Annotated in this window: 7 protein-coding genes; 6 read left to right on the top strand and 1 reads right to left on the bottom strand. The window is 71.0% G+C overall.

Annotated features, from left to right (window positions below):
• Window positions 1–89 precede the first annotated feature (89 nt).
• The 4 genes from Cch01nite_RS03835 (at window position 90) to Cch01nite_RS03820 (ending at window position 4,579) form a co-directional block, all read left to right on the top strand.
• Window positions 90–1,211, top strand: coding sequence for a WD40 repeat domain-containing protein (locus Cch01nite_RS03835; protein WP_203748775.1), 1,122 nt, complete (start codon window positions 90–92; stop codon window positions 1,209–1,211).
• Window positions 1,208–2,116: an endonuclease/exonuclease/phosphatase family protein gene (locus Cch01nite_RS03830; protein WP_203748773.1), complete on the top strand. Its 909-nt coding sequence runs from the start codon at window positions 1,208–1,210 to the stop codon at window positions 2,114–2,116. The genes Cch01nite_RS03835 and Cch01nite_RS03830 overlap by 4 nt, the downstream gene beginning before the upstream one ends.
• 182 nt (window positions 2,117–2,298) lie before the next feature.
• Window positions 2,299–3,414 carry a fatty acid desaturase family protein gene (locus Cch01nite_RS03825; protein ID WP_203749180.1) on the top strand — a complete coding sequence of 372 codons (1,116 nt, stop codon included), beginning with the start codon at window positions 2,299–2,301 and terminating at the stop codon, window positions 3,412–3,414.
• Window positions 3,415–3,508: 94 nt separating this feature from the next.
• Window positions 3,509–4,579, top strand: coding sequence for an alpha/beta fold hydrolase (locus tag Cch01nite_RS03820; protein ID WP_203748771.1), 1,071 nt, complete (start codon window positions 3,509–3,511; stop codon window positions 4,577–4,579).
• Between the two features lie 10 nt (window positions 4,580–4,589).
• Here Cch01nite_RS03820 and Cch01nite_RS03815 read toward each other — a convergent pair whose 3' ends face one another.
• Entirely contained in the window at window positions 4,590–4,982 is a 393-nt protein-coding gene (locus Cch01nite_RS03815) for a (R)-mandelonitrile lyase (RefSeq protein WP_203748769.1), read from the bottom strand.
• Window positions 4,983–5,279: 297 nt separating this feature from the next.
• Between Cch01nite_RS03815 and Cch01nite_RS03810 the strand changes: the two genes are divergently transcribed.
• Complete coding sequence (locus tag Cch01nite_RS03810) at window positions 5,280–13,052, top strand: DNRLRE domain-containing protein (protein WP_203748767.1); 7,773 nt, start codon at window positions 5,280–5,282, stop codon at window positions 13,050–13,052.
• Window positions 13,033–13,542 carry a hypothetical protein gene (locus tag Cch01nite_RS03805; RefSeq protein ID WP_203748759.1) on the top strand — a complete coding sequence of 170 codons (510 nt, stop codon included), beginning with the start codon at window positions 13,033–13,035 and terminating at the stop codon, window positions 13,540–13,542. The genes Cch01nite_RS03810 and Cch01nite_RS03805 overlap by 20 nt, the downstream gene beginning before the upstream one ends.
• Window positions 13,543–13,766 lie beyond the last annotated feature (224 nt).

Below are 13,766 nucleotides of genomic sequence, written 5' to 3'. Positions count from 1 at the left end.
GGCAGGACGTCGACCCGTCCGCCCGGTCGACCTTGTGGGCCGGTGAGGTCGCGACCTAGTGTCGAACGGACGGATGGCGGGGGCCCGAGATGACATCCACGACCAGAGCTCGGCCCGCGCACGCCGGTCTGGTCCTCGGGATCGCGATGCTCGTCACGGGCTGCGCGTCGACCGTCGGCGCCGAGCCTCTCGACGGCCCCGGCGCGCGACGGGTCGACGGCGACCCGTTCGCGGGCCTCGCCCCCTGCGACGACCAGCCGTTCGTCGCCGTGTTCCGGGGCTTCACGGCCGAGGGCGAGCAGGCGGAGCAGCCCGGGTCGTCACCGTCGTCCGACATCTACGGGGTGCGTCCGGACGGATCGGTGTCCCCGGTGACCACGGATCTCGGCTCGTACGAGTTCGGCATCGCCGACGACGCCGCGACCGTCTACGCGTCGCCGACCTCGGTCGTCGGGCCGACGGCGGCGCTCGCACCGACGGCGGACCGTGTGGTGGCGATCTACCCGGCCACCGGGCGGTGGACGGTCGTGCTGGAAGCGTCGGACGTCGGCGGGGTGTCGCCCGCCCCGGACGGCTCCCGGCTGGGGCTGACCGTCTTCACGGCAGGGGGGCCGACGGGCGCCGGAGCCTCGGTGCCCGCCGTCGTCGACCTGCCCGCCGAGGCGGCCCCGCGCAGCCTGCCCCCGGCTGCGGCGACGAGCCGGGCCGAGCCGGTCGCCGTCGCGACGCGTGAGCTGGCGTGGAGCCCTGACGGGCGGCGGCTGGCGTTCGTCACGACCTTGCCCGACGCGACGCAGGAGGTCCGGGTCACGGACCTGGCGAGCGGCGCGAGCACCGCGGTCCACCGGTCCGACGCGACGGTCGCCCTGCTCTCGCTGGACTGGTCGCCCGACGGGACCACACTGCTGACCGTCGAGGGGGGCGCGCCCACCGGCTCCGGTGGCGCGCGGGACAGGGCCGTCGAGATCGACGTCGCGACCGGGCGGTCGGCGACCGTGCTGCGGGGCGTCCACGGTGACCTGGTGTACTCGGCCGCCGACGGCTCCCGGTTGACGGCGCTCGACAACGGCCCGGAGGGGTCGGCCGTCGCCCGCACGTGGTCGCGCACCGCGGGCGGGCGGTTCGTGACGACGTCCGAGGCGCCGATCGGGACCGAGGTGGGCGTGGTGAGCGCCGACCGGCTCGACATCCCGCGGTGCGCACTGCGATGAGCGTCCGACGCCGTCGGCAGGGATACGTGCCGTGCCTCCTCGCGATCCTCGTGCTGCTCGTCGGGTCGCTGGCGGCCCACCCGGACGCCGCCCAGGCCGCCACGCTGCGGACGAAGGTCTTCGACTTCAACGCGTGCGACCAGTACGGGCGCGACCCCGAGTGCGACGCCACGGCCGCCCAGCGGGCGGACGTCATCGCGAGCGGCGTGCTGTTCGCCGGCAGCAACGTGGTCACGCTCCAGGAGGTGTGCCGCTACACCTTCGACCGGCTGCTCCAGCGGCTCGGCTCCGCGTGGCACGGCACGTTCTTCCAGACCGTCGCGATCGGCGACGACCGCTGCGCGCCCGGTGCACGGAGCTGGGGGATCGCGCTGCTGGCGCGCGCCCCGGCGCCGACCGGCGTCACCGCGACCCTGCTGCCGAACCCGCTCGGCGAGACCGAGCGGCGGTACCTGCTCTGCGGGGACGTCGTCATCGGTGCGACGTTCCGGGTGTGCAGCTCGCACTTCTCGGTCAAGGCTGTGGCGAACGGCGAGCAGGCCACCGCGGTCGGGAGCGTGCTCTCGACGCACGCGGGCGGCGGTGGTGCCGCCCTGCTCGGGGTCGACACCAACATCGACGTGCGCAGCTGCCCGGCGGCGGCGGCGCTCCGGCCGCTCTACGAGGGCGGGTTCGCAGGGACGTCCAGCAGCACCTGCCAGACGGGGACCGGCGTCATGGTGGAGGCCGACCAGTGGCGCACCGGCGGTGACGGCACGTACAACGCCCCGACCTGCGGGACGAGCAAGTGCGACTACGTCTTCTTCGTCGCCCGACGGTGGGGCACGGACTACCGGGGTGTGTCGACGGCCCTGTGGGTGTCCGACCACGCCGTGCTCCGCGGAGACGGCACGCTCACCTGGTAGCCGGGACCGCGTCCGTGCGGGGCGGTGACGATGTGCGCAAAGCGTGGGCGACCGTCGACGATCCGGGGCGATCCCCCCGCGCGCGACCTGGCCGGGTTACCGTGGCTGCAGCGATCGGCATCCGCCTTTGGCGCCCAAGCCCCGCACGCAGCGCGTGCCGGCACCGATCGGTCAGGTGTGTCATCACCCCTTCATCCGGTACCTCCGCGCCCACCCTCCCTCCAGGCTTCCGACCGACCCGTCCTCGCGGGGAGTCGTTCCCGCAGCTCACGCACGCGTACACCGAGGTCGCGCAGCAGGTGCGCGAGCAGGGCCTGCTGCGGCGGGCCTACGCGTTCTACGCGGCCGTCGGCGCCGGGCTCGTGCTCGCGCTCGCCGGGTGCGTCACCGGGTTCGTGCTGCTCGGGGACAGCTGGTTCCAGCTGCTGATCGCCGGTGCGCTCGGGATCGTGCTGACCCAGACGGCGTTCCTCACGCACGAGGCCGCGCACAAGCAGGTGCTGGCCTCCGGGCCGGCGAACGAGCGCCTCGGTCGCTGGCTCGCGTGCGGCGTCGTCGGGGTGAGCTACTCCTGGTGGACGTCCAAGCACAACCGGCACCACGCCAACCCGAACCAGGTCGGACGGGACCCCGACATCGACGTCGACACGATCTCGTTCCTCGAGGAGGACGCGGCGAAGGCGACAGGGCTGCTCGCGACGATCACCCGTCGTCAGGGGTGGCTGTTCTTCCCGCTCCTGACGTTCGAAGGCCTCAACCTGCACCGGCTCGGTGTGCAGCACCTGCTCGGCCGCGGGCCGGTCAAGGCTCGCCGCACCGAGCTGACGCTCACGCTGGTGCGGTTCGCGGTCGTGCTCGGAGCACTGTTCCTGGTGCTGCCGGTCGGCATGGCGTTCGCCTTCCTCGGCGTCCAGCTCGCCGTGTTCGGCGTGTACATGGGTGCGTCGTTCGCCCCGAACCACAAGGGCATGCCCGTCATCGCACGTGACGTGAAGCTCGACTTCTTCTCCAAGCAGGTCCGCACGTCCCGGAACGTGCGGGGCGGCTGGTGGGCCACCTGGCTCATGGGCGGGCTGAACTACCAGGTCGAGCACCACCTGTTCCCGAGCATGCCGCGCTCCCACCTCGCCCGGGCCCGCACGCTGGTGCGTGAGCAGTGCCGGACGCTGGACGTGCCCTACACGGAGACGAGCCTGTGGCGGTCGTACGTCACGGTCGTGCGCTACCTGAACGAGGTCGGGCTGGCCGCTCGCGACCCGTTCGAGTGCCACGTCCTCGCCAGGTTCCGCCCCGTCTGAGCCCCGACGACGGCGGGACCCTGACGCACGTTCGGGGTGGGGTTCAGGTGGTTCCCCGATGTGGCGGCGCCGTCCGGGGTGCGAGTCTCGGGCCATGACCGAGAGCGTTGTCGTGCCCGTGGCGCCCGAGCCGGCACCGGACCGACCCGGGCCGACGCGGCGGAGGCGGTGGACGAGGCGCCTGCGACGCATCGCCGTCGCGGTCGTCGCCGTCGTGGTCGCGGTGCTCGCCCTCTCGACGGGCGTCAACCAGGCGGCGAACGCCGTCGGCCTGGCGCGGCTCGACGTCCCGGGGGAGCTGGTCGAGGTGCCCGGCGGCGCCCGGATGCACGTCTACTCGCAGGCGGAGCACCCTGACGGGCCCACCCTGGTGTTCCTGACCGGCCTGGGCCTGGGCAGCGCGTACTACGAGCTCAAGAGCGTCTGGGAGCCCCTCGCCGAGGACGTGAACATCGCGACCGTCGACTACCTGGGCTACGGCTTCTCCGGCTCGACGACGAGGGATCGGTCGAGCCGGAACGTCGCCACCGAGATCCATGCCGCGCTGCACGGGGCGGGCGTCGACGGCCCGTACGTGCTGGTGGCCCACTCGATCGCCGGCCTGTACGGGATGGAGTTCGCGGAGCTGTACCCGGACGAGGTGGCGGGGTTCGTCGGGCTGGACAGCACGGCACCCGGTCAGCAGGCCGCGGCGGACTACGAGGGCGACCTCGCCCAGGACGGCGGCCTCCACCCCACCATGACGGTGCTGCGGTTCCTGGGCTTCGTCCGCGTCGACCGGTGGATCAACGGCGACGACTCCTCCCTCCTCCCGGCCAACCCGCTGCTCGACGACGCCGAGCAGGACGAGGACTGGCTGCTCGACAACACCCACCTGGACCTGCGCCTGCTCGACGACGAGGTGAGCTGGTCCCTGCGCAACGACGTCGCGCTCCAGGGGCACCGCTTCGACCCGGCGATCCCCACCCTGATGCTCCTCGCGCAGGACACCATCGACGCGACGCACGAGTACGGCATGCCCGACTGGGTGCATGTCCACGAAGCCGTCGCAAGCGAGCACCCGCAGAGCCGGATCGTGACCCTCGACGGCGGGCACCTGATCTACCTGGACGCCCCCGACGAGGTGGTGGACCAGATCCGGCGGCTCCTCGCCACGACGACGTGAGGTCGGATCGTCAGCCCGGGTACTCGTCGTCGGTGACGTGCTCGAGCCAGGTCACCACGCGGCCGTCGTCGTCCGCCTCCTGGATGGCGACGTGCGCCATGAACCGCTGCGGGGTGGCGCCGTGCCAGTGCTCCTCGCCGGGCTCGATGTAGACGACGTCGCCGGGTCGGATCTCCTGCACGGGGCCGCCGCGCCGTGCGACGTACCCGACGCCGTCCGTGACGTAGAGGGTCTGCCCGTGCGGGTGGTGGTGCCAGGCGGTCCGGGCGCCGGGGGTGAACCGGACGTGCGCGGCGCCGACCGCGGACTGGGAGTCCGGCGTGCGGATCGCGTCGAGGTGGACGGTGCCGGTGAACCACTCGGCCGGTCCTCGGGCGGTGGGCGGCTGCGGGTCGACGCGCATGGTTCTCCTCTGATGGGTGGGAACGTCGGTACCGACCACACAAGCGGAACCGGCGCGATGTCGGGAGTCCCTGCCGTGACCGGTACCAGCAGAGCCCCTCGCGGCTCAGTACACCCGAACGGGTGAACCGGCGCGCGTGGTTGATGACTGTGCAAAACCGCAGGTCATGAGGTGCGTGACTCCGATAGTTTCCGGCTGCCGGCAGGAGCTCAGCCTCGTCCCGGCGTGATCCTGGGGGCTCTGTGCAGCTGCTTCCGTGGAACCGCGACGTCTCGTACCCCCTCGGTTGGAGAGCACATGCCCGGTCTGCAGCGCTGGTTCGGCACCCCCCGATCGTGGCGCCCGGGGGTGCGGGGCGCAGCGGTGGCGGCGGCGCTGGCCGTGGCGGCCGTCGGTGCTCCGGCGGCCGGCGCGACGGCGACCGCGGACGTCGTGCCCGACGAGCAGGCTCAGGCCGCGGCGGTCGCCGACGAGCCGTTGACCGCACCGGACGTGGTGTCAGCGCGCGCGATCGCGCGGCTGGAGGGCAAGCCGGTCGAGGTCGTCGGTGAGCGCAGCGAGCTCGGCTCGGTCTTCGCCTTGCCGGACGGGACGATGGCGGCCGGGCTGGGGTCCGGCCCGGTGTGGGTCCGCGAGGGAGGCGACGGGACCCACGTCGAGGACTGGGCACCGGTCGACCTGACTCTTGTTGCGCAGCCCGACGGCACGGTCCGTCCAGTCGCCCAGAGTGGTGACCTGACCTTGTCCGGGGGGACGGGGGCCGGTCCGACATCGTCCGACGCGCCCGTCGCGATCGCGACGATGACCGAGCCGGCGACCGAGGTCACGACGCGTGTGCTGTGGGAAGGGCCCCTGCCCGCGCCGCGCCTGGAGGGCCGCAGGGCGGTCTACCCGGACGTCCGGCCCGGTGTCGACCTGGTCATGGAGGCCACGAGCACGGGGTACGAGCAGTTCTTCGTGATCAACGAGCGTCCCGCCGTCGACGAGGCGCTGGATCTGTCCCTGACGGTCGAGACCGACGGCGCGGAGCTCGCCGCGGCCGCCGACGGCGGGCTGCAGGTCGTCGACGACGGAGCCGTGGTCGCGACGGCCCCACCCGCGCAGATGTGGGACGCCACGAGCGACGAGGGCCGGGCGTTCCCGATCACCCAGGCCCGTCCGGTCGAAGCGGCCGCCGGGGAGCGGCTGTCCCCGATGCCGGCGTGGGTGACGGCGAAGGACCACGGTGCGACGACGGCCACGGATGGGAGCGCCGCGCCGCCCGACGCGGACAGCGAGGCTGCCCCCGCGCCGGTGGTCGGCGACGGCTCGGTGGACTCTGTCGCCGGGGTCGTCGAGGTCGAGCGTGAGGCCGTCCAGCCTGATGCGGAGACGGCGACGGTGACCTTGTCGCCACAGGCTGACTTCCTCCAGGACCCCGCCACGACGTACCCGGTCGTGGTCGACCCCGACGTCAGCTTCGCCCTGGGATTCGACACCTACGTGCTCAAGGGCACGAGCGGTGACCGTTCCGGCGAGGCCGAGCTCGACGTGGGTACCTACGACGGTGGCGCGCACGTCGGCCGCGCGTTCCTGACGTTCGACACGTCGGCGATCGCCGGCAAGGCGGTGACCGCCGCGTACCTCGACCTGGCGAACTTCTACTCGTGGTCGTGCCAGCCCCGCAACTGGCAGGTCTGGTCCGCCTGGCCCGCCGGACCTGGCACCGTCTGGGACAACCAGCCGGCCTGGGGCGGCCTGTACGCGACCGTGTCTGACACGCACGGGTACTCCTCGAGCTGCGCCGGGGCATGGACCAGCGTCGACATCACCCGGTTGGCCCAGGACTGGGCCGTCGGTGAGGGCTCCGAGGGGAACGTCGGCCTCAAGGCGGAGAACGAAGCCGACAACTTCGGGTGGAAGAAGTTCTTCTCGGCCAACCACGGGAGGGACATTCCCTCGATCTGGGTGACGTACAACTCCACGCCGAACGTGCCGACCGGTGTCCAGGTCACGCCGTCGTCGACGCCCTCGACTCAGCGGACCTGGGCGACGACTGCGACCCCGCGGATCTCGGCGACGCTGTCCGACCCGGACGGTGGGTACCTGCGCGGCGCGTTCACGTTCGTGGACGTCGCCGCCCAGGTCGTCGTCTACGGGTCCTACACCGGCGAGGTGCCGAGCGGCAGCGTCGCGTCGCTCGACGTCCCCGCGGGGGTGCTTCACGAGGGCACGCAGTACGCGGTGGCCGTCCAGGCCCACGACGGAGCTGTGCTCGGTCCACAGGCCGAGTGGTTCTGGTTCGGCGTCGACCTGACCCCACCACCGGCACCGAACGTCACGTCCGCGACCTTCCCCAGCGACGACGCCTGGCACGGCGCACCAGGACAGGCCGGTACGTTCACCCTCTCGCTGCCGACGTCCGACTCGACGGTCACGGCGTACCGGTGGGGCCTGGACAAGGCACCCGACCCGGCGCAGCAGGTGACGACCGAAGCCGGCGCGGCGGCGAGCCTCAGCATCACGCCGGCGGACGCAGGGCGCCACACGCTGCAGGTCCAGTCGGTCGACCGTGCAGGGAACGTCTCGGGTGTCTCGAAGTACACGTTCCGCGTCGGGAAGGTCGGCATCGTCAGCCCCACCGAGGCGACGAAGGTCGTGCGCCGGGTCCGGCTGACGGTCGAGGCCATGCCCGACATGGCGTACATGCACTTCCAGTGGCGCCGTGGCCCGGACTCACCCGAGTCGGAGATCCAGGACGTGCCGGCCTCGCTGCTGGCGACCTCGGACGGGACGACGTGGGATACGTCGTGGCGGGCCCTGCCGACCGGGTCGGGCTACACGACCTGGGACGTGGGCGCGGCCCTGGGGTACCAGGGCGGACCGGCGCAGGTGCGCGCGCAGGTGTCCGCCAGCGCCGACGGGTCGTCCCCGGAGAACGGGCAGTGGGTGACGGTCGTCGTCGACCCGGACGCCGGCGGTGCGGCGACGTCCGCGATCGGCCCGGGCTCGGTCAACCTCTTGACGGGCGACCACACGCTGTCGGTCACCGACGCGGAGGAGTTCGGCCTGTCCCTGGTGCGCACGACGTCCTCGCGGGACGTCGACAGCGGGTTCGAGCTGCAGCCCAACGCCCTCACCAAGGCGCAGGAGGAGGCGACCACGGTCGCCGGTCACACCGGCAGCGCAGCCGTCGGCGTGGACAGCACCCGTTTCCACTCCGGGACGACGTCCTCCAAGATCACCCCGCGGGACTGGTCCGACTCCTACGTCGGGATCGCGGGAGACGCCGGCGGGTTGCGGTTGTCGATGCGGCCGGGGCGCACCTACCGGGTCTCGGGGTGGATCTACGTGCCCGCCGCGACCGGTCTGTCGCCGGAGGACCCGCGCGGGCTGCGGCTGGTGACCTATGTCCGCGACGGCGCGTACGCCGTCGCTGGTCAGAGCCCCCGTCCGACGGTCGTGGACGCCTGGCAGCAGATCAGCGTCGACGTCACCATCCCCGCCGGAGCGACCGAGGCGTTCGTGCGGATGTACGACGGGTTCTCGTCCAGCTCGAAGGTCGTCTACTTCGACGATGTCACCGTGCAGGAGCTGTGGTCCCCGTTCGGGCCCGAGTGGTCGCTGGGCACGGTCGACGGCGCTTCGGGCACCGCGTACACCCGCATCACCCGGGCGTACGACGACGTCGTCTCACTCGAGCTCACCGGTGGCGGCGAGGTGTGGTTCACCGCCGGTTCCGGGGGCAAGTGGTGGCCCGAACCCGGCGCGGAGTCGCTGACACTGACCGAGACGTCGGCCACGACGTGGCGTGTCACCGAGCTCGACGGCACGGTCACCGACTTCCGCCAGAACGCGGCCCGCGGTGACTTCCCGATCGAGGTGACCTCGGCCCCGGGCGCGGCGGGGGCTGCGCGGTACGTCTACGACGTCGCGGCGGTTCCCGGAGTGGCCCGGCTCGCGCGGATCATCGCGCCCGTCGAACCGGGCGTGGACGGCTGGCCGACCAACACCACAGCGTGCACGACCCCTGTCCCGGCGCGCGGGTGCGAGGTCATGGACCTCGACTACGCAGCCACCACGACCGCCGTGGGCGCCGCTGTCGGCTCCTATGCCGGTCGGGTCTCGACGGCATCGGTGTGGACCCCCGACTCCGGCACCGGGATGGTCAGGATCCCGGTGGCGTCCTACGCCTACACCGCAGCGGGGCGGCTCGCCCAGGTGCACGACCCGCGGATCGTGGCCTCGGGCGCTCCTGCCTTGGTCACCGTGTACGACTACGACACGGCGGGTCGCCTCACCTCGGTCACGGCACCAGGTGATGCTCCCTACCGGTACACGTACGGTGTCGGCGGCACGATGAAGACGGGGGCCGGCGACTGGATCGACCCGCTGCCCGGGCGTCTGCTCAAGGTCACCCGGGCGTCCCTGGTGCCCGGCACAACCGCCACCTGGGGCCCGGACAACACCACCACCGTGGTGTACGGGGTCCCGCTGACCCGCGCCGCCGGTGGCCCCTACGACCTGGACGCGACCGCGATCGGCACGTGGGCCCAGAGCGACGGCCCGACCGACGCGACCGCGATCTTCGGTCCGCTCGACGTCCCGGCGGTCACCTCGGCCACGTCCACCAGTCCCGGCGAGGACGGGTACGGGCCTGCGACCGTGTCGTACCTGAACGCCTCCGGGCTCGAGGTCGACACAGCCTCGCCGGCCGCGAAGGGCGCACCGGTCGAAGGGTTCATCGACACAGCCGAGTACGACATGCGCGGCAACGTGGTGCGCACCCTGGACGCGACCAACCGGCTGCTGGCCCTCAAGAAGCTGCCCAACGCCCAGCCCATGCTCGCCGCGTGGGGCCTGCAGGCAAAGGGCTCCGTCGAGCTGTCCCAGCTGCTCGACTCACGCTCGACGTACAGCGAGGACGGGCTGGACCTGCTCACGTCGATCGGCCCCGTCCAGCGTCTGGCCGTGGGCAACGACCCGGCCGACGTGCGGACCCTGCGTCCCCGAACCGTGAACGTCTACGACGAGGGCAAGCCCGACGGGGCGAGCTACCACCTGCTGACCACGGCCACGACGACCGGCCTCGACCCGACCACCGGCGAGAACCTCGACCCGTTGGTCACGACGAACGGGTACGCGCCGATCGACGGCGCTCCCGCGCTCGGGGCCACCTCGGGGTGGGTGCACAAGCAGCCCACCGCGGTGACGGTCGACGCGGGCCAGCCCGACGCGTTGACCTCGACCGTCGTCTACGACGCGCGCGGCCGGGCGATCCGGTCCTCCAAGCCGGGCTCGACGGGGACGGACGCCGGCACGACGACGTCCGTGTTCTACACCGCCGGCTCCAACGCTGACGACGCGTCGTGCGCAAACAAGCCGGAATGGGCCGGACAACCCTGCCTGACCCGTGCCGCCGGTGCGGTGACCGGGCACGACGCGGCGCGCATGAGCTCGGACCTGCCGGTCAAGCGGGTCGAGGCATACAACGGGTACGGGTCACCGACGGTCGTCACGGACTCGGTCGGGTCGGGCTCCGGGCTGGTCAAGCGGACCGCGACCACCACCTACGACGCTGCCGACCGGGTCACCTCGGTGTCCCTCACGGGTACCGGCACCGGCGTGGGCGCGTCGATCGCGAAGACGACCACGACCTACGAGCCGACCACCGGTGACGTCGTGCGCAACGCCTCGGTCGACTCGACTGGTGCGGTGACCGCAGCGGTCAGCAAGGAGTACGACAAGCTCGGCCGGCTCACCAAGTACACCGACGCCGCGGGGGCGTGGACTGCTACGACGTACGACCGGCTGGGCCAGCCGCTGACCGTGACCGACTCGATCGGGGCCACCCGCACGTACGAGTACGACCGGACGGTCGAGTCGCGCGGGTTCGTCACCAAGATGACCGACTCCGTGGCCGGGGCGATCACTCCGACCTGGGGACCGGACGGGCAGCTGGAGTCCCAGGCGTTGCCCGGCGGGGTGCGCCTGACCCTGACCTACGACACCGCCCGGGTGCCGACAGCACGCACCTACACCCGGATCTCCGACGGCGTCGTCATCGCCTCGGACTCCGTCGTAGAGAACCAACGCGGGCAGTGGATCGCGCACACCTCCGACGCCGGGGCCCGCACCTACACGTACGACCGTCTCGGACGCCTGACGGCAGTGGACGACACCTCGATGGCGACCGGGGCGTGCACGTCGCGGCGGTACGGGTTCGACACCCACACCAACCGCACGTCGCTGTCCTCGGCGGCCGCGTCCAGCTGCCCGGGCACGACCGGGGCGATGTCGACGACCTCGACGTACGACAGCGCGGACCGGCTGGTGACCACCAGCGGCGCGAACGGGTCGGCGTGGACGTACGACAAGCTCGGCCGGATCGTCGCGATGCCCACTGCCGACGGTGCCGCGGTCGCGTCGACCGGATACTTCGTCAACGACCTGGTCGCCTCCCAGGAGGTGCCGGGCGTCCAGCGTTCGACGTGGACCTTGGACCCGCTGCAGCGGTTCGCTCAACAGTCCACGTTCGCGTGGGTCAACGACGCCTGGGCCAACTCGACGGAGTCGCTGAACCACTACGACGGGGACAGCGACGAACCATCGTGGATCGCCGAAGACCTGACCCAGCCGGACAAGGTCTCCCGGTACGTCGAAGGCATGGACGGCGCCGTCGCGGTCCAGACCGGCAAGGCCGGCAGCCTTGTCTTGCAGCTGGTTGACCTGCACGGCGACATCACCGCCACCCTGCCCATCGCCGACGGCGCTCCGGACGCGACCTGGGCCGCGCTGCAGTTCACCTCGTTCGACGAGTTCGGCGTCCCCCAGCCCATGACCTCAGGGCAGACCGGCAACGCACCACCCGCTCGCTACGGGTGGCTCGGCGCCGCCCAACGGTCCGCCGACACCCCCACCGGCACCATCCTCATGGGCGTCCGGCTCTACGCGCCCGCCCTTGGACGATTCTTGCAGACCGACCCCGTCGCGGGCGGGTCCGCCAACGCCTACGACTACTGCAACGCCGACCCGGTTAACTGCACCGACCTGGCAGGCACGTTCTCGTGGAAGGGCGCCCTCAAAGTCGTCGCTGTCGTTGCGGACCTGTCATCTAGCTTTATCCCCGGACCAGCAGGCGCCGCCGTCGGGGCCATCGCCGCCGGTGCCTACCTCGCCGTCGGTGACAAGCAAGCCGCCAAGATGGCCGCAATCGGCGCCGCCGCCACCCTCGTCGGACTCGGCGTCGCCGCCGGAGCCGTCAAGGTCGCCAGGCTGGTCAAGACCAGCCAGACCGTTGGCAAGCTCGCCACCCGTGCCGCACCCAAGATCGAGCGAGCTGTCGGTCAGCTAAAGAGGTCGAAGTGCTCGTTCGTGGCCGGCACGTTGGTCCGCATGGCTGACGGGTCGCTCAAGCCGATCGAGTCACTCAAGCTCGGTGATGCAATCCTCGGGGCAGACCCCGCCAGCGGAGAGACTTTCGCCGAGGTGGTGATCGAGCCTTTGTCGAGTATTGGAGACAAGCGTCTCGTCGCGCTGACGTTCGACGGCAGCGACTCGGCGGTCGTGGCAACCGACAATCACCCGTACTGGATCGAGAGCAAAGGCTGGGTCGCGGCCGGAAACCTGGAAGTCGGCGACGTCACGCTTGGTTCGGACGGCGAGCGGCACGAGCTCGAGTCTGCTGTCGACCTCGGATGGTTCGCCAGGCAGGATGTTTACAACCTGCACGCGTCGGGCGACCACACGTACTTCGTCACAGCGTCGCCGGACGATGCGGATCAATTGGTCCACAACGCCGGAGATGCGTGCGAGATCGCTCAGGGCGCTCTTAACAAGCACATCCGAGGTACGAACGAGCATTCGGTGGCGTCGAAGGCCGACACGCTAGGAAAGAGTCTGTTCGTTGGCCCCCAGAGTGCCCGGAGAGCCGTGGAACTCGCAGTCAGGCGGGGCACTAGTGTGGGCAGAGGTGGCCGGAAAATCTGGGACGCAGGGGTGACCGTCGGAACGTCCCCGCAAGGTGAGCGGCTGACCCGCGTGATGGTCCAAGAGTCGAAGAAGGGATGGCATGGCTGGCCTGTCAAATGAAGCCTACGTTTTGAACACGTTCATCGAGTCTGCAGCCGGTTCGCATCGCGTTCCCGGATGGAGTTTTGGGCGTGCTCGAGAAGTTGCGATGAGAAACGTCTGGGACCGATTTGTGCTCGTCGGGGACGGGATTGAACGATACGCACGTGAGACCGATTCGAACATCAACAACGCCTGCGTCTATTCGATCCGGGACGCTGCGGGGCGTGTGAGCGTGTTTTTGTCCACACTCTTTCCCTCCATGACGGTCTACGATGCGACGGAAGGACACGCGATTAGTCTGGACGCACTTGAATTGCCCGAAGCAAAACTGGCGCGGCGGATGGAGTCGCTGGGCATTCGCTACATCGGCGACGAACTCTGTCGAACCGAGAGTCCGTACGTCGATGATGAAGATGGGCACCGATTGACCTACTTCGAGGTTCTTTTCGAATGGGTCGACGGTAGCCCGGTCTTCGAAGGTGCGGAGGTGCTGAAACCCTGGAGATGACCGCAGGTCGACAGCGGTGGCCGGGATCGTCACCCCGACCTGGGCGGCGGACGGGCAGTTGGAGACCCAGACGTGGCCCGGCGGAGTCCGCCGCACCCTGATATACGACCCGCCCGGGTGCCGACCGCGCGCACCTACACCCGGATGTCCGAAGGTGTAGTACACCAAGGGCAAAGCGCTCGAGATGGCGCTGACTTTGGCCGCCAATCTCGTGGGTGCTGGGG

This window comes from Cellulomonas chitinilytica, assembly GCF_016862675.1.
In the GTDB taxonomy this organism is placed as follows: Bacteria; Actinomycetota; Actinomycetes; order Actinomycetales; family Cellulomonadaceae; genus Cellulomonas; species Cellulomonas chitinilytica.
This window is presented reverse-complemented; position numbering and strand designations above follow the sequence as displayed.

Coding starts and splice junctions, on each gene's coding strand:
- Cch01nite_RS03835 (WP_203748775.1), top strand. CDS start 90: ATGACATCCACGACCAGAGCTCGGCCCGCGCACGCCGGTCTGGTCCTC.
- Cch01nite_RS03830 (WP_203748773.1), top strand. CDS start 1,208: ATGAGCGTCCGACGCCGTCGGCAGGGATACGTGCCGTGCCTCCTCGCG.
- Cch01nite_RS03815 (WP_203748769.1), bottom strand. CDS start 4,982: ATGCGCGTCGACCCGCAGCCGCCCACCGCCCGAGGACCGGCCGAGTGG.
- Cch01nite_RS03810 (WP_203748767.1), top strand. CDS start 5,280: ATGCCCGGTCTGCAGCGCTGGTTCGGCACCCCCCGATCGTGGCGCCCG.
- Cch01nite_RS03820 (WP_203748771.1), top strand. CDS start 3,509: ATGACCGAGAGCGTTGTCGTGCCCGTGGCGCCCGAGCCGGCACCGGAC.
- Cch01nite_RS03805 (WP_203748759.1), top strand. CDS start 13,033: ATGGCTGGCCTGTCAAATGAAGCCTACGTTTTGAACACGTTCATCGAG.